Source organism: Ruegeria sp. C12 (assembly GCF_056537745.1).
Genome location: NZ_JBQFSA010000010.1, coordinates 145,005 through 167,622, shown reverse-complemented (window position 1 = coordinate 167,622; position 22,618 = coordinate 145,005). Strand labels below are relative to the sequence as shown.

Below are 22,618 nucleotides of genomic sequence, written 5' to 3'. Positions count from 1 at the left end.
CCGCGTGAGCAGTCGGCAGTAGAGAGCCCAAAGTTCTTGGTGCTGCAGTACGCATGAGTGTCCGCAAAGAGAAAGTAAGCAGCATCTGTAAATTCTGGCCCCAACCGCTGTTTAACTAGGGCAGACCAGCTTCGCTGCGGTCACGCGAAGGTGCAATTTCTAACCAAGCGTATCGCGCAATTCAAAAAGGCATCTTGCGAAATCACGGACTATTTTCGACTTTTGCACATCCGGTCGGAATAAAAGAAATGAGCGGAAGTTAACGGCGGGTGCAAATGGGCGCAGAACCAGACCCCTGGCAACAAAACCGTCTGCCACAAGCGGATTGACCAGGCCGATCGCGTCACCTGACAACGCAAGGGCGCAGGCTGTGGTCGATGATGGTGTTTCAATCACATACTCTGGTGTTACCCCGGCCTCGCGGAGGATGGCATCAAATCGGTGGCGTGCCCTGTCTTCGGGTGCCAGCCCAATCATTGGCTGATGTTTGAGATCTGCGGGGCTCAGGATATCCCTCTCTGCTAGCGAGTGGCCTGACGCCATAGCGATTACACCAGACACCCCAGCAAAATGAGTTGTATCCAGCCCGGAGCGATCGATTTCATCCGCTGCTAGGCCGATATCGAAATGACCGTCGACGACCTGATTGCGCACCTGTGCCGAGGGCAAGATTTGGAGCATTATTCGGATCTTTGGGTGTTTCGTTCTGAAATTCTGAACAGCTTTAGGCACCAACTCAGCGCCGTGCGCTGAGAGCGAAGCGATTTTGAGTTGCCCGGACCCAAAGTCACGAATTGCCGCTGCGGCCGATTTCAGGCGATCCATGCCCTTGAAGCTCGCCGAGACTTCACGGAAGAAAAGCTGGCCCTCCGTTGTAGGAACCAAACGCCCGCGCACCCTGTCAAACAGAGCAAAGCCAAGCGCGGTCTCAAGTTCTGCGATGCTTCTGCTGACTGCGGGTTGCGTGATGCCCATCAACTCAGCAGCGCGGACAGCAGATCCCGAGATCATCACGCAGTGATAGGCCTCAATTTGCCTGAACTTCATTGGGTCACTCGCAACTTATAAGTTTTATGCATAGAATTATGCCAAGGTATTAATTGTGCGCCAGAAGAAAATCTGCTGATTGTGCGAAAACTGCGAGAGAAACTACTATGCGCGACACGACAGCCTGTACGATCCATCCCTCCGTTGACCTATCGGAATATGAGAGTCTGACGGTTCCCACACACCGGGCATCAACAATTGTGTTTGAGGATGCGCAGGCCTATGCCACGCGGGCAGAACGGGACCTCGACAGCTATACCTACGGTCTCTTCGGCACGCCGACGACAAGGACGTTAGAAGCGCAGATAGCCGGGCTCGAAAACGGTCTCCGTTCGGTCATCGTGCCATCCGGTCAGGCGGGGGCATCGATTGTTTTCCTGAGTGTTCTTTTGCCGGGTGATTGCGTTTTGATCCCCGACAATGTTTATCCGCCGGTTGTCGATTTTTGTGTCAATTACCTCGCCCCCCGTGGGATCACGCATCGGGTCTACAGGCCCGATGGTGCGGGGATTGATGCGTTGATCGATCCATCGGTGAAGCTCATCTGGGCGGAGACACCCGGATCAACGACGATGGAATTCCAAGACCTGCCCGCGATTGCGGCGCTCGGAAAGAAGCATGGTATCCTGACCGGAGCGGACAATACTTGGGCAACATCACTGAATATGAAGCCGCTCGACCTAGGCTTTGATTTTTCAATGCAGGCGCTCTCCAAGTATGTCGGGGGGCATTCGGATTTGTTGCTCGGTTCTATCAGTGTCAAAGACATGGACCTGCGTAGAAAGCTACGTGACACAATGCGGATGCTTGGCATTGGCGTGAGTCCGGATGAAGTTTCCCTTGCTTTGCGCGGGATTGAAACAATGGCAGTTCGGATGGCACATGTCAGTAAGACGGCCGAGAATCTCGCTAGGTACCTCGCAGCGCGTCCCGACGTGGGCAAAGTTCTGCATCCTGCGCTTCCGGATTTCCCCCAGCATGACATTTGGAAACGCGACTTTCGCGGCGCTTCCGGTGTCTTCAGCGTTGTGTTGAACGCATGTCAGGAACGTAATCTTGATGCTGGGCTGGACTGTCTCAGAACGATGCGGATCGGTGCAAGCTGGGGTGGCACTCGGAGCCTTATCGTTCCGGTTTCTTTGGGTCGGATCAGGCAGTACCCGGAGCCTGACCATCAATACACAATCCTGCGGATCAGTATCGGCCTGGAAGACACGGACGACTTACGAAGAGATCTCGAAACCTTGTTTGACAGATTGGCCAGATAAGGATGAAGCACCTTAGAATGGGAATTACAACATTGAGGACTGTCAGATGAAAGCACTTCTGATCATCGACATGCAAAATGAAATGCAGCGCCGGATCGATGCGGGAATGGACTGCGTCAACGCGGATGCGCCGGACCGTATCGAGGTGCTTAGCTCATTTTTTCGCGAGCAGGGTTTTCCGGTTGTCCATGTTCGCCACAGCGATCACAATCCAGCGTCACCGCTTCATGAAGGGGCTGAAACGCACTTACCGATGCCATGTGCTGCCGCACTTAACGGAGAAGCAGTCTTTTTCAAAAGTACATCTTCGGCCTTTGTGTCTACCGGGTTGGCGGACTACTTGCAGTCGCAAGGGATTACAGACCTTCTTGTCGTAGGTGCGGTTGCTGGATTTTGCGTGAACACAACCGTCCGGGGGGCGTCTGACCTCGGTTTCGCAGTCACGGTCGCCGAAGATGCTGTGATAGGATTTAGTTTGCCAGGATCAGACCATTCCGCTCAAGTGATTTTTGACGTGACGATGGCGCATATCAAATGTGATTTTGCGAAAATCGTGGATACAGATGAAATCCTGCGCAGTTACAAACAAGAAAGTGAAATAGGTGATTTGGTCTAAGCACTTCGAGCTGATCACGGCACAAGCCCGGCCAAATCCTCCACAGCAGGCATTCGCGGAAAAAGCACAAAGGTCAGGTTTGTCCGCATTTGTTGAGTTGGTGCGCGGCGCAGCGAACGGCGAAGCCTCACCGCATCTTCGGTCGTTTGTATTCTTCGGTGAGCAGGATGTGGATCCGGCCAAGTGGTGAGGTGTGAGCAAAAAGTTCTGGCGGAACGGACAATCCAGCATCCCGGCGCTCTGCGACCACTTCTCCCAGGCGTGCCGTAGGGCATCGATCGTCAGGGTTTCTGTTTCATGACGCTTCAGCGCTTGATTGCTTTCGAATGCGAGCAGCGACGGGATGTTGCCCATCGGTCGTCCATTGCCGGAAACAGAGATTGCCCCTATTTCGATTGAAGCACCCTTGTATCGATCAAAGCTCCGACAAGAATTCGATGTAACGATCAGCAATTCGTCATGTTTGAACGCAATCCAAAGATCAAACGAATAGTCTTCGATTGGTAATTTTGCGCCTCAGTATTCGCTTGGAAGCAGCAGTGTCAGGACACGACGTGTGAAACGTAACTCTGTTGGATCTGATGAGCCATATTCATAGGCCTCGTCATAGAGGTCGATCTTGAACCAGACTGTCTCGCCTTCAATCTCCATAACGCCCATTTCGTGCCACCCATAGGGATCGCAATCGGGGTTGAAATCGTCATAGGCGGCCACGGCATGGATGAGAGCAGCGCGGAAAGCCTCACCACGTTCTGAAACACCGGCGGTCATCATGACGCGACCTTGGGGAATGGGGGCTTTTTCGGCGCGGCCAAAAGCAGCACGTCGAAAACTGTCGTTTTGCTCCGCAATGATTTTAGCGGTTTCGGCAGTGCTCAAGGCGGGTGGGTCTTTGAGGATGATCTCATCATTTGGCATGGATATTCTCCGTGCCGGTGCAGGCGGGACCATCCCGCACAAGTTCAGCCGGCATTGAGAAAGGACCGCCCACGACCTCGGTGGAGGGTCGCGGGCGATCCAAGTGGGCTCGATAAGTGCGGGTCTTAAGCCGCTTCTGAATTCAGGTAGTCGGGCAGTTCGGCTGCCTCATCTATTTCGCTTGGACCTGCTGCGCCTTGTTCTGTGGCGGTCGCTTCGCAGAAGCTCATACCATCGGGCAGCCAACGCGATGTTTTCGCGGCGCTGGCGGGCGTGAGCCCTGCTGCCTCAGTCGGGTTCTCTGAGAATGCCTGCTCCATCGCTTTGGCCAATTCGGGTTTGCGCAGACCGGATTTGTCATCTGACCATCGCTCACCGACGAGTGTGCTTGCAGTGGATAGAGCATGGTCCTTTTTGACCCGGCCCCAATAGTTCTCAGATGTGGGGCGCCAACAGGCAGCGACGTCAACGGAGAGGCGATCGCCAATCATTTCGATGATTGGGTTGGACTGGCTGTCATTGGCAAGCTGTTGCTTCAGCGCGTAGGCCGTGCACCAAGCGAAGAGCTTTTGTTTTTCCGGCTCAGCCAGGGCGCAGAGGAGCGCGAAGTCTTCCGGGGCCTGTGCTTCTGCCCAGGTCATGTCCAGACCGTTATTCAGCGCATCAAGCATATGCTGCGCTATGGTCTCTTTCAGAAGTTCGCGCGAGCCCATCGTCATAGCTGGTCGCAGAGACATGTCGAGGGGGCTGGTATAGGACCCGCGTCCGACAACTGAGCGCGCCATGGCATAGAGCATGACATCATATGCTGTCGCATAACCAGCTGCCAAATGCGCTTGCAGGATTTGATGGCGCGATGCGCGCAAATCAGCTGCCAATGCCCTCGGAATGCCTTGGTCCTTGCGTGTGGCCGTCGTTGAATCAACCGGTGCGGAGGGGGTGCGCATGGATTGCGGTAGCTCAATCGTTGGACCTGCGGTATCTCGGCTCTCTTCGACGCCGTCGATATCTGCGTCTTCCGACGAGAGTTCCTGAGCGGGTTCGGGAATGTCTTCTGGACGCACCAGCCCCTCGTGTCGGGTGACCTCGCCTGCGTGATTGATGGTCACAACACATCCGGCGATCGCGTGGTCTTCCTCAGTGAAGGCGACGTTGGCTTCGCGGATGTCTTCAATTTCGCGTTGGCGATCCCAGATTTGCTCTTCCTCTTCCTGGAGCGCCTCTGTCCATGTCTCCTCATCATAATCGGCTTCGAGTTCTTCTTTTCGGGTTTGAAGCTTTTCATATTCGGCGTCGAGTTCAGGGTCGGGATCCAATGGTTGGGGATAGACGCGGCCATAGGGACGAAAGCTGTCATAGTCGGTTTCGAGGTGAGCTTCGGACCATTTCCAAGTTTTGCCCGCTTCATCGGCGAGACCCTGAAGTTTTTCTTGCGCGAGCCGTTCCAGAAGCGCGGGATCTTTGAGATGGACGGTGTCATTGTCCGAAAACAGATCTTCGATCACGTCCCCGCCAGCCTTCTTGTAAGCCTCAACGCCGACGAATTTTGCGAGCTTTGAGCGGCCAGAATAGGATTTCTGCGTCAGGTGATTGCGGATCGCGTAGGCGCTCGGGTTGTATTGCTGTTTGACCGCCTCCCAAGTGTCAATCTGGCGATTGTGATCATCGGTCAAAGTAAACGCCATGATACAATCAAGCGAGATATCGCCAGATCGGAACTGCTCCATCAGCTCGGGCGCGACAGATGCGAGTTTGAGGCGCCTACGTACGAGATCGGTCGTGATGCCAAACTGAGCCGCGATCTGATCTTCGGTCCGGCCCTTTGCACGCAATACTGCGAAGGCTTCGAACTGGTCGGCCGCATGCATAGCAGCGCGGACCATGTTCTCGGCCGCAGATGTATCTTCAGCGACGTCTTTGGCTTCGATCTGACAGGGGACTGCATGGCCTGCTTTGATGTGGCCGTCTTCTTTGAGTTTCTGCAATGCTGCGAGACGGCGGCCACCGGCATGGACATGGTATTTGGCACCCACTTTGTGAACAATGAGGTTCTGTTTGAGGCCTGTTTCCAGGATGCTCGCATAGAGTTCGGCATCCGCCTCGGGGCTCGCCTGGGTCTTACGCACATTCATGGGACTGAGGACAAGCTTTGAAAGCGGGATCATCTCAATCGCGACGACAGCTGCGGCTTGCGCGGGAGAGTCGGTCTTTGCTTTGGATTGTGTCTTGGTCATGTTTCGGGTCCTTTTCGTCCGAACCCGGGCCGGGAGAGCCTCTCTCTCCCTATCAAGCCCGGCATCCCGGGCTTTCCCTCCTCTACCTCTCTGAGGCCTTGCCGCTCCTTCTTCTTGGCCGGAAATTCAAACACGTCCTCAAAAATGGATGATGCGAAGTTCAAGAATACCTAATTTGACCGCGACAACAGGCAATTCCCACGAATTGACCGCCCTAACGGTCATTCCTTTACAAAGCGACGAGTTTGATGTATGACCGCCAGAACGGTCAATAGAGGCTATATGACCGCGCTCGCAGTCAAGGAAGAAAGAACAAGCCAATGACAAAGAGGACCTATTCCCGGCTCACAAAGCAGGCGCTGAAGCTTCTGGGAATACAGATTAAGCTTGGCCGTAAGGAACGGCATATGTCCGAGAAGGATCTGGCAGATCGCATCGGCATTGCCCGCAGCACACTGCAGAAAATCGAAAAAGGGGATCCGCAGGTTGATATTGGATTTGCCTTTGAGGCAGCCGTGCTGGTGGGCCAGCCACTCTTTGTTCCGGATGCGACATCGCTGGCACCAGAGCTTGAGCGGATGGGAGACAAGCTTGCGCTGATGCCCGGTAAGATCAGAAAGCCAAAGACAGAGGTGCAGGATGACTTCTGAGATTGCCGCACCGGAAGGTGCCTTTGTCTGGGCGTGGCTTCCGGAGGCCACCGAGCCCGTCGTGGCGGGCCGGATCGAGAGGGACGGCGATTTTTATGTTTTCAACTATGGCCGATCTTACCTGAGCTCAGACAAGGCAATTCCGCTCTATCTACCTGAGCTACCGATGAGAGCGGGCTGGATTGAACCAATCGCTCCGCTTAAAATGGCGAGCTCATTGCGTGACGCAGCGCCTGATGCCTGGGGTCGGCGGGTGATCATCAATCGACTGACGGGTGCAGCAGGTGCGGACGCAGATGTCGTCGATCTAGACGAGCTGACTTTTATGCTCGAGTCGGGATCGGACCGTATTGGTGCGCTCGATTTCCAGCATTCGCCCACCGAATACACCGCAAGAGAAACCAGTTCCGCGACGATCGATGAACTCCAGGAGGCGGCTGATATCGTCAATGCAGGTGTCCCGCTAACGCCTGCACTGGCCGAGGTCCTCCAACACGGCACGGCCATCGGCGGTGCACGTCCAAAGGCCCTGATTGAAGATGGCGACAAGAAATACATCGCGAAGTTTTCATCTTCGAATGACACCTACAGCGTGGTGAAAGGTGAATTCATCGCGATGCGATTGGCAGCGCTGGCAGGACTGGATGTTGCGCCTGTGAAACTCACAAAGTCCCTCGGCAAGGATGTCTTGCTGATTGAGCGATTTGACCGGGTACACATAGAAAATGGATGGTCAAAACGTATGCTCGTTTCGGCTCTGACCATGCTTGAGCTTGATGAGATCATGGCAGCCCATGCGAGCTATCCGGAACTGGCAGAGCTGATCCGCGCGCGTTTCACAGAACCCAAAAAAACACTGCATGAGCTCTTCGCCCGCATGACCTTCAACATTTTGGTCGGTAACACGGATGATCATGCTCGAAACCATGCCGCTTTTTGGAATGGCGACCAGCTGACCCTAAGCCCCGCATATGACATCTGCCCACAGGCGCGCGCGGGTAGGGAAGCCTCGCAGGCCATGCGCATTGTTGGCAATGAGCGAAGAAGCCAGCTCTCACTTTGCTTAGCTGCGGCGCCAGAGTTTCACCTTTCAGACGAGGACGCGCTTCGCATTGTCACCGATCAAATCGCATTGATCCGCAGTCGCTGGCACGAAATCTGTGAAGAGGTCAATCTGAGCGAAGTTGACCGCGTCTTATTCTGGCGTCGTCAGTTTCTGAATGATCTGGCCTTTGAGGGTATGGAAGATCCGTTAAGTAAAGCGATTGCAGGGCTGGCGTAAGATCTACCCCACCACCATCAAATCGACAGGCATTATTAGAACCAGATGACTGGATTGAGTGAGCGGGCGATGAGGCGATCATAAATTACTTTAGGATTGCGCTAGTCAAAACACTGGATCGGAAGCCCCGATGCTTCAGCGAGATGGGCAAGCGCATCTTTCATTGGGTGGATAAACACCCAATCGTCGTCCGCGCGAGCAACAAGCATGCCCACCGCTCGATCCTCAACAAAAGCTATTCCCCCGGAATCGCCTTTGACGGCTGTGCCTTTGCAGGCAATCAAATTGTGGACCGTTACATGGTTCCCTTCAGGCGTGAGAATGCGCCGGATTGTGGTTGTGCTTGACGTAATGTCCCCCGTTCGGTCCGGGCTAATTGATGAGCGAAACTCCACGGTGGTATCGCGCGCCTGATCTTCCTCTCTTGCAAACTCAGTGAAGATGGTCGAGCTATTGGCCAGAGCAAGGTCGAAGAAATCCGAAGACGAGAAGACCTCACCTATAGCTACATCATAGTCAAGCTGGCCATTCTTGGCCTGTGTACTGGCAATCACGTGGGCCCGGAATAAGCACCCGCCTGGGATCGGCTCACCGCCGCGAATTTCGGCGTCAGCTGGTACAGCCGCCAAATCGCCGACAACATGGGAGCAAGTAACGACAAGCTTTTTTCGGTCAGCGGTTTTGTTTTCAAACATCAAAGCCACCGATCCGGTTGATCCGCCAACACGCGTGACTTCATTTCCCGCAAAGCAACACATCTCGAGGTTCCTCAACTCAATGACATCGGTTGGGATGCGAACCGATCGATCGATGGAGCCTGTGGGCGAGCGCGCATAGACGAATTTTGGAAGCGACTTGGCCAAATCTTGTTCCGGTTGCTTTTCGCGAACGAAAAATTGGACAGACGGCGTATCAACCAACGGAACCCCATCAGAAAATTTGGTGCCATAGGCTACGCCGCATACATTTGCGAAGTAGCGGTAATTGTTTTGTACACTATCCAGTGTTGCTGTGAGCTCGGGTTCATTTACCAATAGTTATGATCTCAATATTTCAAAAAGACCTGACTCGTTGTTCGATTGGGTCTAAGCTTTTCGGGTATCGTATTTGAGGGTTTTTACATGACATTTTTTCGAACAACCTTACCTACGCTCTCTACAATAGCAATTTTTCATTTAGCCCTGTTTTCAAGTGCTACGCACGCTGACGTCATCGAACTGCCCGATGAAAATTTGTCATTCGATGAACAAATCGAGTTCTTTTCCGAAGAGGCCTTGGGACTTCGCCCGGACAATGTTGGAACTATGGCCATTGGGAGTGATGGATGTGAAATTTCAGATGCACTGGCGGCTCAGTTCGACTTACTGATCCCGATCGATGACGATGCAAAACGCGATGCAGAGGACGAGCATGCCGAGTATGGGCTGCCCGAGCAGATTGAAGACACAGGATTTGAAGTTCTGCTGCATCACCATGACTACATTCTCGGATATAACACCAATCTCAGACAGCCGGTTTTTGCCACCTATAGGCTCGATCGAGAAGACATTGTCAGCGGTGATCGCAGAGATTGTTTTCGTGAAGATCATCGGCTTGATCAAGAGGCCAGATCGACATTGGCGGACTATGAGGAGCCTGTCTTTGACAGAGGGCACTTGGTCCCCGTTGGTGACATGCATCGAAAGTTTTCGACATCCGTGAATACCTTTTATCTGTCCAACATGATGCCACAGTCTGCGAGCAATAATCGTGGGGTATGGCAGTATCTCGAGAAGTCGGTGCGCCTGTGGGCGGCGCGTCGGGGATCTGTGTTGATCGTCGCTGGTCCGATATTTGACGAAGACGAGGACGGTAAGCCGGACGCCGAAGAGGATGTAAGCCGAATTCAGTTTGAAGAGCGGGTTGCTCAACCGACAAACTTTTTCAAGATTATTGTCGACGAGCGCTCAGATGGGACACTGGACACCATCTCGTTCCTAATACCCCACAATTTTTCGTCGGTCGGTAGCAGTAGGCCTCACCTGGAGCGTCACATCGCAACCATCGACGAGATTGAAGAAGTATCTGGATATGATTTTTTCCCGGATATGGAAGACACCCTCGAAGATGCACTCGAAAGCAGCAAGGCTGACCGGTATTGGCGCAGGTAAGGGTGTTTATTGCTCATTCGCATTTGGAATTATGGAGTTTGAGATGAAATTTCGAAACGTGACGCGAGCCCTGGTAATTTGCGGAGTATTGGGTGGGGTAGGGCCGTCCTTTGCAAATCAACTGAGCGACTGCACCCAGGACACTTGCGCACGTGTTGGCTCATTCAACATTGAGCTCTTAGGATCTACGAGGAAGCGCAACAACACGCCGATCGCGAAACGTAGCGATCAGGATCTTGAAGATATCGCTGACCTCATCGCGGAAGAAGCCAATCTGGATGTTCTTTCACTTCAAGAGATCAACACAGGAAGTTCTGAGTGGGATAAACTGAGCCAACTCCTTGAGGACCGCGGATACTCTGTCGCCATCGAGGGCACAACGAGCGGACGAAACCAATTCGTTGTCCTGTTATACCGGACATCAACGGTGGAGCTAGTTGCCGGCAGTCCTGTCGAAATAGACGCCGCAACCCAATACAATCTTGGCAACGGCTGTCGGTATCAAGGTCTGCGCAAACCTGTGGCAGCACAATTTAGAGCCGGTGAATTCGATTTCTTGGTCGCTGCGGTGCATCTGAAGTCCAAGAGCTCTAGGGGAATTCCGGGCTGGTGTCCTGATGAGATTCGCGAACGTCAGACGCAAGATCTCCTCGCGCATGTAAGCGACTTGTCCGAAACCCTGGATGAAGACGACATCATTCTTGTAGGCGACTTCAATGCACGCTCTCGAGAGGATTCTCTTGAGCCACTTCGGGACGCAGGGTTTCATTCCCAGATGGACTACAAAGCTTCGGGTTCCGGACAGTACTCCTACCGAAAGGGATCAGAATCCTTGATTGACCATGTGATGATCAATCCGAGCATCACATCGGAATTCGTCCGAAGCAGCGGCTTCGTGTACAAAGTCGAGGGCACACCTTTGAGCGACCACATTCGGAATATTTCAGACCATATGCCAGTTTGGTCTTCATTCTCAATTATTTCGGACGAAGACTAAGCTCTAGAGGCATTGCCTCATCGATCTCACCTCCGAACAGCTGGGCACTTACTATTAACATAAGCTTGATTATGCGATGTGAGTTCACAAGTAGTGGATTCGCAAGCCGAAGAGCTAAAATGTCACCCATGAGCAATTCAGGAAGGTCACAACACCCCAAAATTCAATGAGGGTGAGCGTCAGCAATGCAGCAATCATCCTAGACTAACACGCAGGCAGATTTTCCGGCTTCTGAAGCGGTTTCATCAGGATGGGGCGCCAGCTATCTGGCACAAGGCGTGCGGCCGGGCTTCGAGCTACCGGATCGACCCGGCTGTGCAGGAGAACGACATCGACTTCACGAAAAAGTATCGTCTTTTCATAGCCTTGATGAACAACCTCGTTGTCTGGAGGCCCCTCACTTTCATCCTATTTTCATGACTTTTTATTTCATATAACGCAATTTTTTGTGTTGATGGTAGCTGTTTCGTCTTGATTTTCACGTTTCTTTCTAATAGTGAAACTTTTTACAAGGGAGGAAAATATGCTTGATGACACAAAGACACCCGAAGAACGTCTTCTGGAAATGGGCTTGACGCTACCTTCGGTACCTTCAGCGGTTGGTGACTATGAGCCGTGGACGGAAGCCAACGGCATCATCTACACCTCAGGTCAATTGCCGTGGATTGATGGTGATATGAAATATGCCGGACGGGTTGGAGACACACTCACAACGGAAGATGGGTATCAGTCATTTCGAATTTCAGCACTCAACGCGATCGCACAGCTGAAATCTGCGGTTGGGGAGTTGAGCCGGATCAAGCGGATCATCCGCCTTGAGGGATCAATCCAAGCTACTGCTGACTTCACGGAACAACCCCAAGCATTGAACGGCGCATCTCACCTCATCAACGAAGTGTTTGGCTCAAAGGGCCGGCATTCTCGAATGATCTATTCGGATCCGGGTATGTGCCTGGATTGCGCAACTCTGGTCGTTCTCTGGGCTCAAGTGGACGACCGCTAACCACTCATTGAGAACCTCCCGGGAGGCCTCTGATACATCCCGCATGTAATTGATGAGGGCGTGCATCGGAGGCCAACCGTGGGAGCGTTCGCTCATACGAACGGAACATCGAAGAACCTGACTTTGGGGAGATCGAAACCAGATAATGGTTTCGAAACGGATCATGGCACCTTTGTTATTCGAACCATTGGAGCTGCGTGGGCTTACTCTGCCTAATCGCGTGGTCTTGCCGCCAATGACGCAGTTCAGCGCGGTCGATGGAGTTGCTGGTGACTGGCATTTAATGCACTTAGGTCAGTTTGCCGTGTCTGGTGTCGGGTTCGTCTTTACCGAAAGCACCTACGTCGAGCCTCATGCTCGCAACAACCCCGCGTGTTTAGCCCTTTTCTCTGATGAGCAAGCTCGTGGACTGGGTCGAGTTGTCGATTTCATTCACTCGAATACGGACGCAAGTTTTTGCGTGCAATTGTGCCATGCAGGGCGAAAGGCGGGTCATAAACCACTATGGGAGGGTGCCGGTCCGCTAGAAGCAGAGCAACGATCAGAGACCTTTGCTCCATCGCCTCTTCCAGCTCGAGACGGTTTCCCCGTTCCGACTGAACTATCAGCCTCTCAAATCACCGACATCATCGAGAGTTTCGTGGATTCAGCGAAACGTGCCAATGCCGCCGGTGCAGACGCCATCGAGCTCCACGCGGCACACGGGTATCTCATCCATCAGTTTTTGTCTCCGATCTCCAACATTAGGCAAGATAAGTATGGTGGAACCCTCCAAAATCGAATGCGGTTTGGTCTCGAGCTCTTTGAAGCGGTTCGCGCTGAATGGCCTGACGAAAAACCCATGGGAATCCGCATTTCGGCAACCGATTGGGTCGACGGAGGCTGGGACATCGCAAGCTCCATTGCCTTTTCAAAGGCACTTGATGCTTTGGGTTGCGATCATATTCATGTCTCCAGTGGCGGAGTAAGCCCGCTTCAAGAGATCAACGCTGGACCAGGCTACCAAGCCAAGTTTGCAGAAGCGATCAAACAGCAGGTGACGGCGAAAGTTATTGCTGTGGGCCATGTAACGAACGGCTCTCAGGCAGAAACGCTACTCAGAATTGGTGCCGCAGACTTGGTTGCCATCGGCCGCCGCCATTTATTCGACCCAAGATGGACTTGGCGCGCTGCGGAAGAACTTGGAGTCTCCCTGACTTACCCGAAGCAATATGAGCGTGCTCACCCCACCCTTAAGACCAATGCACCTCCTTAGATAATCGCCCGGAAGCCACCAATCCTACGGGCCGAAGGACGAAGTTCACCAGTCATCAATCAGCAAATCAAGGAGGAGCAAACAACGAAAACTCTCGGTCGTTCAAAATGAGCGACTTCAATCTCAACAATATCAGAGCGTGTCCATCATGAGGAGACTTGGGCGCTTCTAGCTCTGCCAACAAAAGGGGGGTCCAAAATGATCTCAGCAAAGAAAATACTCACGGCCGTCAGCGTAGCTTTTGCAACTTCAGCCAGCTCCGTTTTCGCAGCTGACTACAACCTAACTTTTCACGCGGCGTTCGGTGAAGCTGGCCTCAATGAATCTGCACGCGTCTGGATGGACGAAGTGGAGAAAAGAACAGATGGCCGCGTGAAGTTTAATCGCATCTTCGGCGGAGCCTTGGGCAAATTTTCGGGTCAGCCGACGGGGTTGAAAGCTCGTTCCTTCGATGTGGGACAAGTCTCAGCAGTCTACAACCCCGGACTCTATCCTCGAGCGACTGTAGGTATTCTGCCGTTCATTTCTGACAATGTTCTCACTCACAATCGGGTCATGGATGAACTCTATCGATCTGAGGAATTCCAGAGTGAGTTTGATGCGCTGAACCAAAAGTTCATGTTCAACGGAACATGGATCTGGATGCAAATGATGTCCTATGACGAAGTCCGGACCATGGATGATCTGGCCGAGATCAAAATCCGAGCCCATGGGGGGTCTGCGGATGCTCTAACGGCAGCTGGTATTACATCCTACGCGATCCCGTTCGGTGAGCTCCCCGCGGCAGCGGAAAAGAAAGTGGTTGAAGCTGTCACTATGGGTGGGCCATCGGATATGGTCGACTTCGGTTTTGGCGACATCTTCCCATACTGGTACGAAGGCCTCGATTGGTACTACATGCCGATGACTTTGGTTTTCAACCAAGATGCCTGGGACGAACTACCCGCAGATATTCAAGCGATCATCGAAGAATTGAACACGGAGATGGTCGAACGTTCAATGGAACTGATGATGGTGCAGCAGGAAACTGCCGCAGAAACCCTGACGAAGGACCTCGGAGTGACCGTCGTCAAGTTCGATGATGCCGAACAGCTAAAAGCCGCAGGGGAAGCCTCTTGGTCCGTATGGGTTGATGGCATGAACGATGCTGGTGTCGATGGCCAAGGCCTGCTGGACCGGTACCAACAACTTGCAGGCAGCGACAACTGAGTTGTTCCTCCAATTGGCGGCCTGCTGGTTTGGGCAGGTCGCCACTTATTGTCCAACTTGCCATAATGGAGGGCATCGCTTTGTTAGTTGTCCAACGCCGGTTTGAGAATGTTCTGAGTTACGTGTCAGCCGCAGCTGTCGCTGTGATGATGGTAATCACCGTCATCGATGTCCTGGTGCGTTATCTCACGCCGTGGAATGTTCCCGGTTCTTATTCTTTCGTGAGCCTTGCCTTTGTATTTGTGATCTATCTTGGCCTCGCTCTTGCTCAACGCGAAAACGCGCATATTGCGATCGACATGCTTTACGCGCGCCTGCCCCGCCCAGTCAGGAGACTGATACAGGGAATTCAGTTGCTCGTTTTGTTTTCTTTCTTTGCAGTTTTGACCTGGTTCACCGGCGTTTCGGCTTGGGAAAACTATGCAATGGGAGACACAATACTGGGCGCTATCGCAGTTCTCACCTGGCCTGCACGCATCATGATTCCCATCGGATTGTTTTTCCTATCAACCCGGCTCCTAAACCAGCTAGTGATGTTGGTTTTTTGGAATTCACTAATTGAAGAGCGCCATGAGGCGCAGATCGAAGAGGTCTGATATGGATGCAGCCATCCCCCTTTTTGTAGTTTCGGGAGCGGGTTTGCTATTGGCTTTGCGAATGCCTGTAGGGTTTTCGCTTTTGCTCATGGGCGCGATTGGTTTTGCTATGACCCGGGGACTGGAATCAGCGCTCAAGACATTGGGTGCTCGGCTATTTGATATCGGCTCGGGATATTCTTTGAGTGCCGTCCCACTCTTCTTATTGATGGGGCATATGGCAATCGCGTCCGGTGTAACGGATGACATGTTCAAAGCGGCACGCGCGATCGTCGGGCATATTCGCGGGAGTCTTGTTCTTGCGACAACGGTTGCAGCGGTAGGTTTTGCGGCCTGTTCCGGCTCAACAACATCGACAACAGCAATTTTCGGCAAGGTAGCACTACCCGAAATGATGAACGCTGGAATTGATCGTCGCCTTGCCGCCGGCTGCATCGCGACGGTTGGGACCCTAGCTGGTATGATACCGCCCAGTGTCGTTCTCATCGTTTTTGGCATTATTGCTCAAGAGTCGATCCCCAGGTTGTTTATTGCCGGGATTGTACCAGGGCTGCTAACCGCTTTCGCTTTCGGCGTGATGATCTACTTGAGGGTCCTCAAAAATCCTGAGTTGGCGCCACCTCTTCCAAAAGCAACTACAGCGGAAAAAGTCGAAGCTGTCAGGAGCATTTGGGCTGCGGTCCTTCTTGCGCTTCTTGTCATCGGAGGAATTTATGCCGGGATCTTTACGCCGACTGAAGCCGGGGCAATGGGGGCAGCTGGTGCCTTTTTGATAGCATTGTTTCGTCGGCGCCTCTCTTTCAAGGTGTTGGGAAACGTTTTCCTGGAGACCGCAAAAACCACATCGGTGATTTTCATCATCATGGTCGGCGCGTTGATCTTCACATCTTTTCTGGCGGTCAGTGGAACATCCGCGGCGATCACAGAAACGATTGTTGGCTTGGATGTTCACCCGCAGGTCCTGATGATCATGTATTTGGTCTTGATGCTGATCCTCGGTCTGTTCATCGACCCGATTTCAGTGATGTTTCTCACAGTGCCAATCTTTCTGCCTGCATTAACGGCACTTGGATTTGACGCGATTTGGATTGGTGTTTTGGTCACAAAGGCACTGGAAATCGGGCTCATCACCCCACCTGTTGGACTTAACGCGTTTGTTCTAAAAAGTGTTGCGCCGAACTTCAGTTTGGGAGAGATTTACCGAGGGATCTGGTGGTTCCTTCAGGTCGAAATCATCGTTCTTGCGATAATCTTTGCGATACCTGCGTTGTCATTGTTCTTGCCAAATCTGATGTATGGTGGCTGACATTGAAAGGGCGCGACCTCTGGCGCTCTTTCTTTCACAAGCCTTCCGATAGACAGACCAGCATAGAAAATTTCCACCAAATGAGCCCGCGAGCGATCTGGGGAAAGGCAACCAAGCACACCCTTCGACCCTGATGAGGTCCCGAGACAGCAAGGTCCTGAACCTAGGAGGCTTTTGGGGCAGCGCTTTCTGAACTATAACACACCCAATCGAGCCGAGCTCAGTGCCAAAGATTAGTTATCTGAGATGTTGAACGAACACTAACAAGGATTCCAACACGTATGAGTAAGCGAGTCGCCAAATCTTTTCCCGCTCAATCGCTCGCGCGCGGGTTGGAGGTATTTGAATTCATTGCTTTTAGCCAACGCGCAGTTCGTCTCAAAGATGTTTCGGAGGCGTTCGAGCTTGATATGGCCAGCGCCCACCGCATCCTGAAGACGCTTGAACAACTTGGTTATGTTTCGCGGCTCTCAATCGGGAAGGCATATGGGCCGGGCGATAAGGTGCAAGCGCTTGCTAGAAGCTTCTCGACAACGGATCGCATGGTGAAGTTGTTGCATCCCATCGTTGTCGAGCTTGCCGAAACCACTGGACGCATCGCACATACAGCCATTCGTCAGGACAACCATGCCATCCTGGCTGAAGTGGCGATCGGCTCGAACGCCAAAGTCACGATCAGACAAGCACCAGGTGATGCTGACGAGCTCTTTTGCAGTGCGGTTGGCAAGTCCTTACTCGCAAACGTTCCAAAATTTGAACAAAACGCGCTTCTAAAGTCGCTGAGATTCACCACACACACAGAAAATACCATCACAACAATGTCCGCTCTTAAACGCGAATTGGCGACCGTGAAAAAGGCGGGAGTTGCTTTCGATAATTGTGAGGGTGATCCGCAGATTTGTTGTATTGGTGCCCCGATCTTTGGCAAAGATGGTATGGCGCTGGCAGCCATCGGTATTTCGATGCTGTCCTCCTCGCTATCAGGGCCGGTTTTTGACGAGAAAGTCAGTATTGAACTGGTGAAAGCAGCATCAAAACGCGCCTCTGACTTGGTGCAAGCTCATTCAAAGGAACTATTCCTCCTAGCCGAGTAACCCGGTTTTGGACCGTCCTAATTCTCTTGGGTTTCATGTTGGCGCAGCAACCTTAGTTGCAGGCAGATGCAGTATTTTGATACCTGTCAGTTTTCTGAGGTATGCAGCACGGGCAATTCAGCTTATCGAAATTTGTGAGGTCAATCAGTGAGAACCTGCTACCTTCTGGGTGTTTCAGATTAGCATCAGTCGCGTTCAGATCATGGCAGAAAAGTATTTCACACCTCATACTGTCGAACACGTCCGCGAGCTTGAGGACGCTGCACGTGCGATTCGAAGCCATGAAATAAACGCTGCGCTTCGGTCTTGGTTCAGTTGGGATGGGAGTCGAAAAGTCAATTTCGGGTCGGCTACTAGCTATGAAAACGAAGTCGATAGAGCATATAAGTCATCTCGTGCATGAGCTTTAACCTTATCGAGCCCATTCATCCAAGTTTCGACTAAGCGTTCGGAGTAGTCCTGTTTAGGCCCTAACGTAAATCCGGAATCTCGACGAAGACTGCTAGATAGTCTAGCCAAGGATCCCTATTGATCGCAATCCGAGGAGCTCGCCGTAGCCATTATCTTTCAGCGATTGACCAAGGGCGTTGCTAAAGAAGAAGGCGTTTAAGAGGCGCCTTTCGCACCACAAGTCTGCTCCTTCCAAGGCGGCAGCAGAACACCAATAATCCCAGTCATCTGGTAAAGATGGAAAGTACACATTTTCCCGTTCTGAGCCACCGTCAAAAATAAGATCAACATTCCTACTGCGAGCTCCGCAAAATGTGTCTTTCTGAACGCCTAGACCAAGCAACCACCAGGTTTCTAGAATTGGTGTTTTAAGATCCTCTTCATAAATCGTGTGAGGTAGCAAACCGTACGGTCCAGTATCAAATTGTGACAACAATCCCGCCAGTTCAGTGTCCACAAGATAGGCCATGGCCCCTCCGGTTAGATGCCTCTGGCGGGCAAAACACTTGGCATCGTAAATTGCCGATGCTTCTATCAACTCATCTGGATTTACGTGTTGGCCCGAGTTGTATCTCTTCAAAATAGACATCTGCTCGCCGTCCTTTAGCGGAACAACATGGTTTTCATATGGCTCCTCCCAAGGGCGGTCAGGATACTTGTGACGCAGCCCGGGCCGACCAAGTGTGGTTGAAGAAACCGTACCAATCCAAACTCGGTCTTGCGTCATTTTGTGCTTCTCCCATTTGGTCTCGCATGCATTACATCCCATCGCGCAGAAGCATTTCAGGCCTCCTTCCGCCGATGGTCCGACATTGATTGCTTCTTACTACTCATTTTATGTCGAGTGTTTTCTGCTTTGCGGATCACAATGAAGGCAGAAACGGTCAAGTACTTTCACCAGTAGGAAGAACTCCGAGTATTATTGCTGGTACACTTTAGAAGACGCGCCTCCCTTAACAAGCGGTTTTTCCGCGTTTTTTGTGGTATCTAGTGGCTCGTTGTGCGATTAGAGTGAGATCAAAACTTTCTAATGGAGCAATAAATGTACCGAAACATCCTCGTGCCTTTGTCTTTTGAGGCTGACCGAGACGCTGCTGAAGCAATAACGATCGCGCGTGCGCTTTGCGAAAGTGGTGGGTCGATAACGGTCTTACATGTGCTGGAGTACCTACCCCAATACGCCAGCGATCTCTTGCCCGACGATCATCTTGAAACCGCTCGACGCTCTGTAACTGAGAGTTTGTCACCTTTGGTTCAGGATATCGAGAATGCAAAAGTGATCGTTGTAGAGGGTCATCCTGCACGTGGCATCCTGGACTTTGCCCAATCAAACGACAAAGACTGCATTGTCATCGCCAGTCACAGACCAGGAATGAAGGACTTGCTGATTGGCACCACTGCGGCGCGCGTCGTTCGTCATGCTCAATGTGCCGTTCATGTAGTACGTTAGAGGCAGGACCCTTTGATTTCTGTTGGCCGGCGAGATTCACGGTTCGAAATCGAGCAGTGACCATGTCTGGCTTTTTCTGGCTGACAGACGCACGGGTGTCGTGTCTGGCAACTTACTTTCGGCAACCCCAAGGGAAACCTCGCGTTGATGACAGGCGTGTTTCGAGTAGAAGTATCTTCCTTGATTGCAATGGTTTCGTGGTAGCTGGATGGCTCACATGGGTTCTCGTGCGCTTGCCGGATTACAAGATCAATCGCATTGATGTGCTGCTGTGTGTTTTTCCGATCTCCACTTCAGCGGAGGTTTAGCGCATTGGATACCTTAATCATTCAATTGGGCTCAGACGAGATCAGGCTCAAACCACGTGACATTCTTGATGACATTTTGGAAGTTTTGAAGAGCCGGGAGGTACTTATTGACCCCGATCCCGAGATCAACCGACCCGATTTGGAGTTGACCGATGACGGAATGGGTATCGTTTTCAAAGGCAATCAACTGTCATCGGTTTTCTTGTTCCTAGACCCGGTTCCACCCCGCACCGACCGGTTCCAAGGGCATTGCAACTTCTTGCCCGAAAAGTTCTTCAAAGCGCCATGTCATGAACTCTTTGAATCCGAGATGGCAGCACTTGGACTGGTAAAAAGTGTTCTCAAGTTCCCAAACGCGGTCGATTTTCTAAATGAGGATATCCGCGTTCGGCTGGAACGCCGGAACGGCAAATCGCTGATTCTGTTCGATAACGGTTTACAGATTCGAGGTGCACAATAGGATGCTTCGACGATTCCTCAAACCTGCATCACACATGGTCGATCTATACTTTGTCGAGCAGCACGTCATTGCTGTTCCTGAGGTGCCCCTAGTTTCCTAGACACCTGCCTCTTTCAGTTTGCGCTGTCTGTATTCGAAGTCAACAGGCGACAGCATTCCGTTGTTCGTGTGCTTGCGTTTTGGGTTATAGAACAGCTCGATGTATTCAAACACGTCCCTTCTGGCTTGCTCGCGTGTCAGATATTTGCGTCGCCTGATCTTCTCTCTCTTCAAGAGCTGAAAGAAGCTCTCAGCGACCGCGTTGTCGGTGTCCGTCAAAAAGACAGACAAAGAGACCGGCGAAGAGAAGACGATTGAAACCCGCCGCCGCGCCTGGAAAGCCAGTGACATTGAGCATGGTTCCCGTGAGAAAGAGCGGTCTCAGGACCGGGGGCAGGATCAGGATCGAGCCACGGCATCGCGTGGGCCAGCCCATGAGCAGGCCGGGAAGGGGGAAAACGAACGCGCGGTACGGGAAGAGGTGTCCGTTCAGACCGGTGTCACCGGCGTCATCGTCGATGCGAAAGAGGCCTTGGCCCGGCCCAACGACCCCGAAAGCCAGTCCTTTTACGTGGATGTGAAGAGTGACGGGCAGGAGGCCCCCAAACGCCTCTGGGGCACCGCCTTGCAGGATCAGATGGAGCGCAACAATCTCAGCATCGGGGACAAAGCCACCTTCAAAGCGGCCGGTAAAGAAGTGGTCACGCGGGATCGGCGCAATTCGGTGTCAGACGAGATCGAGAAGGTCAGCGTCACCCGCAAAGCCTGGGATGTGACCAACATCGACCGCCGCATCGACCGCGATCCGGATATTCAGGATCGCAGGCAGCGGGAACGCGAGGACCGGGCCAAAGGTGATCGGGGATTCAGCCGATGAGCCGCCACCTCGAAGCGATTTTGACCCGTGTGTTCGGAGAGCAATTGCTCTCCGATCCGCGCCTGTCCGAGATCGTCCTGAACCCCGACGGTCGGGTCTGGGTTGAGCGCAGCGGTGATCCCGCTATGCAGCCGCTGGATGAGCCTCTGCGCGAAGATGATGCACAGGCTTTGGCGGAGGATCTCGCGGGCGACAACCCGATCTCGGCGAAAAGACCTCTGGCCGGGTCCCAATTTGAAATCGCCGGATCGCTCTGGCGCGCACAGGTGGCGATGAAACCGGCGGTGGAAGATGGGGTGGCCTTTGCTTTGCGGCGGGCCGTGGCCAAGGAAATGTCGCTGGATGATCTGATGAACGGGCTGCCCGATCTCACCGCAAACATGGCTGACTTGAAATCCGGCGAAGACCCGGCAGATGCCGCCGTGTTCGAATCCCATGAAAACGGAGGGTTTGGGGATTTCCTGCGGGCGGCGGTGAAAGCCAAATGGAACATCCTCCTGTCGGGCGGCACGTCATCTGGCAAGACAACCTGGCTGCGGGCCTGTCTGGCAGAGGTCGACCCGTCTGAGCGGATCATGACCATTGAGGATGTGTTGGAGATCCGGCCCCGCCAGCCGAATGTGGTGTCGCTTGTTGTGAATGAACACGCAAGCAGCAGCGATTTGCTCAAAGCCTGCCTGCGGTTTCGGCCGGAACGGATCATTATGGGGGAACTGCGCGGGGCGGAAGCCTATGATTTTCTTTCGGCGATCAACTCGGGACATCTAGGTGGAATTTCCACGCTGCATGCCGCGTCGCCGGAGGCGGCACTGTCGCGATTGGCGTTGATGGTGATGCAGGCGGATACCGGGCTGACCTATTCCGAGATCCTCGAATACTGCCGCTCGATGATTGACGTGATTGTGCAGTTTCGGAAGAGCGGCGATCAAAGGCGGCCTGTTGCGGTTAGGGAGCTGCGGAACAAGTGAGCGTTAAACAAATATCACTGGCGATCCGCTCTTTCTCGTGGTGTAGGCGATTGCTCTAATTCCGATATCAAATCTAAATCCGGTCATGATGATCAGAATGGGAAAATGACCAAACATACCGGTATGGGGAAACTCAGTTGAACCGCTTGAGCCATAATGCACGCTCGGTAGATTTTGACCGACCCTGCTCATCACCATCCCGGCCCGTAGCACTAGATTCAGAGATCTACACAGGGCAGCAGTCGATCACAGTGTCAATGCGTCAGAAACCCCTTGGGTCAGCGGCAGAAATCACACAAGTGACTCGGTTAACGCGAGCTAATCACATCAAGAATAAGCGGGCATATGAACGGTTTAATGCAGCCATAAATGCTGCTCATGATCACAAACCGCGCCGGGGACAACCGGCTCAGCGAAACTTTGCTTAGGGAGAAAAATTTG

Annotated in this window: 21 protein-coding genes and 1 pseudogene; 16 read left to right on the top strand and 6 right to left on the bottom strand. The window is 52.7% G+C overall.

Annotation, left to right across the window (positions count from 1 at the left end):
• Window positions 1-159 precede the first annotated feature (159 nt).
• Window positions 160-1,047 carry a LysR substrate-binding domain-containing protein gene (locus tag ACR0C9_RS19235; RefSeq protein ID WP_260094647.1) on the bottom strand — a complete coding sequence of 296 codons (888 nt, stop codon included), beginning with the start codon at window positions 1,045-1,047 and terminating at the stop codon, window positions 160-162.
• Between the two features lie 107 nt (window positions 1,048-1,154).
• On the opposite strand from ACR0C9_RS19235, the gene ACR0C9_RS19230 reads away from it, so the two are divergent.
• Both ACR0C9_RS19230 and ACR0C9_RS19225 read left to right on the top strand, forming a co-directional pair.
• Complete coding sequence (locus ACR0C9_RS19230) at window positions 1,155-2,315, top strand: trans-sulfuration enzyme family protein (protein ID WP_260094648.1); 1,161 nt, start codon at window positions 1,155-1,157, stop codon at window positions 2,313-2,315.
• 46 nt (window positions 2,316-2,361) lie between these two features.
• Window positions 2,362-2,931, top strand: a complete 570-nt coding sequence (locus ACR0C9_RS19225; RefSeq protein WP_260094649.1) for an isochorismatase family protein — start codon at window positions 2,362-2,364, stop codon at window positions 2,929-2,931.
• Between the two features lie 516 nt (window positions 2,932-3,447).
• Here the strand turns inward: ACR0C9_RS19225 and ACR0C9_RS19220 are convergent.
• Window positions 3,448-3,849 carry a DUF3768 domain-containing protein gene (locus ACR0C9_RS19220; protein WP_480781794.1) on the bottom strand — a complete coding sequence of 134 codons (402 nt, stop codon included), beginning with the start codon at window positions 3,847-3,849 and terminating at the stop codon, window positions 3,448-3,450.
• 125 nt (window positions 3,850-3,974) lie between these two features.
• A complete protein-coding gene (locus ACR0C9_RS19215) occupies window positions 3,975-6,083 on the bottom strand; it encodes a ParB/RepB/Spo0J family partition protein (RefSeq protein ID WP_480781793.1) in 2,109 nt (702 codons plus the stop codon).
• A gap of 320 nt (window positions 6,084-6,403) precedes the next feature.
• Here ACR0C9_RS19215 and ACR0C9_RS19210 point away from each other — a divergent pair, with 320 nt between their 5' ends.
• Both ACR0C9_RS19210 and ACR0C9_RS19205 read left to right on the top strand, forming a co-directional pair.
• The gene (locus ACR0C9_RS19210; RefSeq protein ID WP_480781792.1) at window positions 6,404-6,733 is read left to right on the top strand and encodes a helix-turn-helix transcriptional regulator; all 330 of its coding nucleotides are present in this window, start codon (window positions 6,404-6,406) and stop codon (window positions 6,731-6,733) included.
• Window positions 6,723-8,015: a type II toxin-antitoxin system HipA family toxin gene (locus tag ACR0C9_RS19205; RefSeq protein ID WP_480781791.1), complete on the top strand. Its 1,293-nt coding sequence runs from the start codon at window positions 6,723-6,725 to the stop codon at window positions 8,013-8,015. The genes ACR0C9_RS19210 and ACR0C9_RS19205 overlap by 11 nt, the downstream gene beginning before the upstream one ends.
• A gap of 101 nt (window positions 8,016-8,116) precedes the next feature.
• Here the strand turns inward: ACR0C9_RS19205 and ACR0C9_RS19200 are convergent, their stop codons facing one another.
• The gene (locus tag ACR0C9_RS19200) at window positions 8,117-9,049 is read right to left on the bottom strand and encodes a serine protease family protein (protein ID WP_480781790.1); all 933 of its coding nucleotides are present in this window, start codon (window positions 9,047-9,049) and stop codon (window positions 8,117-8,119) included.
• Window positions 9,050-9,136: 87 nt separating this feature from the next.
• Here ACR0C9_RS19200 and ACR0C9_RS19195 point away from each other — a divergent pair, with 87 nt between their 5' ends.
• From ACR0C9_RS19195 to ACR0C9_RS19160, 8 genes are all read left to right on the top strand, one after another.
• Window positions 9,137-10,165, top strand: a complete 1,029-nt coding sequence (locus ACR0C9_RS19195; RefSeq protein WP_480781789.1) for a DNA/RNA non-specific endonuclease — start codon at window positions 9,137-9,139, stop codon at window positions 10,163-10,165.
• Window positions 10,068-11,162, top strand: a complete 1,095-nt coding sequence (locus ACR0C9_RS19190; protein WP_480781788.1) for an endonuclease/exonuclease/phosphatase family protein — start codon at window positions 10,068-10,070, stop codon at window positions 11,160-11,162. The genes ACR0C9_RS19195 and ACR0C9_RS19190 overlap by 98 nt, the downstream gene beginning before the upstream one ends.
• A gap of 523 nt (window positions 11,163-11,685) precedes the next feature.
• Entirely contained in the window at window positions 11,686-12,165 is a 480-nt protein-coding gene (locus ACR0C9_RS19185; RefSeq protein WP_480781787.1) for a RidA family protein, read from the top strand.
• Between the two features lie 145 nt (window positions 12,166-12,310).
• Window positions 12,311-13,420, top strand: coding sequence for an NADH:flavin oxidoreductase/NADH oxidase (locus ACR0C9_RS19180; protein WP_480781786.1), 1,110 nt, complete (start codon window positions 12,311-12,313; stop codon window positions 13,418-13,420).
• A gap of 198 nt (window positions 13,421-13,618) precedes the next feature.
• A complete protein-coding gene (locus tag ACR0C9_RS19175) occupies window positions 13,619-14,629 on the top strand; it encodes a TRAP transporter substrate-binding protein (RefSeq protein WP_480781785.1) in 1,011 nt (336 codons plus the stop codon).
• A gap of 65 nt (window positions 14,630-14,694) precedes the next feature.
• Window positions 14,695-15,225: a TRAP transporter small permease gene (locus ACR0C9_RS19170; protein WP_480781784.1), complete on the top strand. Its 531-nt coding sequence runs from the start codon at window positions 14,695-14,697 to the stop codon at window positions 15,223-15,225.
• 1 nt (window position 15,226) lies between these two features.
• Entirely contained in the window at window positions 15,227-16,531 is a 1,305-nt protein-coding gene (locus ACR0C9_RS19165) for a TRAP transporter large permease (protein ID WP_480781783.1), read from the top strand.
• Window positions 16,532-16,812: 281 nt separating this feature from the next.
• Complete coding sequence (locus tag ACR0C9_RS19160; protein ID WP_480781782.1) at window positions 16,813-17,625, top strand: IclR family transcriptional regulator; 813 nt, start codon at window positions 16,813-16,815, stop codon at window positions 17,623-17,625.
• Between the two features lie 511 nt (window positions 17,626-18,136).
• On the opposite strand, the gene ACR0C9_RS19155 is transcribed toward ACR0C9_RS19160, so the two are convergent.
• Window positions 18,137-18,802 (bottom strand): hypothetical protein, encoded by a 666-nt coding sequence (locus ACR0C9_RS19155; RefSeq protein ID WP_480781781.1) that lies wholly within the window; start codon window positions 18,800-18,802, stop codon window positions 18,137-18,139.
• A gap of 315 nt (window positions 18,803-19,117) precedes the next feature.
• On the opposite strand from ACR0C9_RS19155, the gene ACR0C9_RS19150 reads away from it, so the two are divergent.
• Together ACR0C9_RS19150 and ACR0C9_RS19145 are read left to right on the top strand one after the other, a co-directional pair.
• A complete protein-coding gene (locus ACR0C9_RS19150; RefSeq protein ID WP_480781780.1) occupies window positions 19,118-19,525 on the top strand; it encodes a universal stress protein in 408 nt (135 codons plus the stop codon).
• Between the two features lie 312 nt (window positions 19,526-19,837).
• Window positions 19,838-20,293: a hypothetical protein gene (locus tag ACR0C9_RS19145; RefSeq protein WP_480781779.1), complete on the top strand. Its 456-nt coding sequence runs from the start codon at window positions 19,838-19,840 to the stop codon at window positions 20,291-20,293.
• Window positions 20,294-20,389: 96 nt separating this feature from the next.
• On the opposite strand, the pseudogene ACR0C9_RS19140 reads toward ACR0C9_RS19145, so the two are convergent.
• Window positions 20,390-20,599, bottom strand: a pseudogene (locus ACR0C9_RS19140) (IS3 family transposase); the annotation flags it as partial.
• A 1-nt stretch (window position 20,600) separates the two neighbouring features.
• On the opposite strand from ACR0C9_RS19140, the gene ACR0C9_RS19135 reads away from it, so the two are divergent.
• Together ACR0C9_RS19135 and ACR0C9_RS19130 are read left to right on the top strand one after the other, a co-directional pair.
• Entirely contained in the window at window positions 20,601-21,209 is a 609-nt protein-coding gene (locus ACR0C9_RS19135) for a hypothetical protein (protein WP_480781778.1), read from the top strand.
• Complete coding sequence (locus tag ACR0C9_RS19130; RefSeq protein WP_480781777.1) at window positions 21,206-22,177, top strand: ATPase, T2SS/T4P/T4SS family; 972 nt, start codon at window positions 21,206-21,208, stop codon at window positions 22,175-22,177. Before ACR0C9_RS19135 ends, ACR0C9_RS19130 begins: the two co-directional genes overlap by 4 nt.
• Window positions 22,178-22,618 lie beyond the last annotated feature (441 nt).

Excerpts from the sequence above, each read along its gene's own strand:
- ACR0C9_RS19185 (WP_480781787.1), top strand. The coding sequence starts at position 11,686 with ATGCTTGATGACACAAAGACACCCGAAGAACGTCTTCTGGAAATGGGC.
- ACR0C9_RS19160 (WP_480781782.1), top strand. The coding sequence starts at position 16,813 with ATGAGTAAGCGAGTCGCCAAATCTTTTCCCGCTCAATCGCTCGCGCGC.
- ACR0C9_RS19235 (WP_260094647.1), bottom strand. The coding sequence starts at position 1,047 with ATGAAGTTCAGGCAAATTGAGGCCTATCACTGCGTGATGATCTCGGGA.
- ACR0C9_RS19225 (WP_260094649.1), top strand. The coding sequence starts at position 2,362 with ATGAAAGCACTTCTGATCATCGACATGCAAAATGAAATGCAGCGCCGG.
- ACR0C9_RS19170 (WP_480781784.1), top strand. The coding sequence starts at position 14,695 with ATGGAGGGCATCGCTTTGTTAGTTGTCCAACGCCGGTTTGAGAATGTT.
- ACR0C9_RS19150 (WP_480781780.1), top strand. The coding sequence starts at position 19,118 with ATGTACCGAAACATCCTCGTGCCTTTGTCTTTTGAGGCTGACCGAGAC.
- ACR0C9_RS19155 (WP_480781781.1), bottom strand. The coding sequence starts at position 18,802 with ATGACGCAAGACCGAGTTTGGATTGGTACGGTTTCTTCAACCACACTT.
- ACR0C9_RS19230 (WP_260094648.1), top strand. The coding sequence starts at position 1,155 with ATGCGCGACACGACAGCCTGTACGATCCATCCCTCCGTTGACCTATCG.
- ACR0C9_RS19215 (WP_480781793.1), bottom strand. The coding sequence starts at position 6,083 with ATGACCAAGACACAATCCAAAGCAAAGACCGACTCTCCCGCGCAAGCC.
- ACR0C9_RS19210 (WP_480781792.1), top strand. The coding sequence starts at position 6,404 with ATGACAAAGAGGACCTATTCCCGGCTCACAAAGCAGGCGCTGAAGCTT.
- ACR0C9_RS19165 (WP_480781783.1), top strand. The coding sequence starts at position 15,227 with ATGGATGCAGCCATCCCCCTTTTTGTAGTTTCGGGAGCGGGTTTGCTA.
- ACR0C9_RS19180 (WP_480781786.1), top strand. The coding sequence starts at position 12,311 with ATGGTTTCGAAACGGATCATGGCACCTTTGTTATTCGAACCATTGGAG.
- ACR0C9_RS19220 (WP_480781794.1), bottom strand. The coding sequence starts at position 3,849 with ATGCCAAATGATGAGATCATCCTCAAAGACCCACCCGCCTTGAGCACT.
- ACR0C9_RS19205 (WP_480781791.1), top strand. The coding sequence starts at position 6,723 with ATGACTTCTGAGATTGCCGCACCGGAAGGTGCCTTTGTCTGGGCGTGG.
- ACR0C9_RS19175 (WP_480781785.1), top strand. The coding sequence starts at position 13,619 with ATGATCTCAGCAAAGAAAATACTCACGGCCGTCAGCGTAGCTTTTGCA.
- ACR0C9_RS19130 (WP_480781777.1), top strand. The coding sequence starts at position 21,206 with ATGAGCCGCCACCTCGAAGCGATTTTGACCCGTGTGTTCGGAGAGCAA.
- ACR0C9_RS19195 (WP_480781789.1), top strand. The coding sequence starts at position 9,137 with ATGACATTTTTTCGAACAACCTTACCTACGCTCTCTACAATAGCAATT.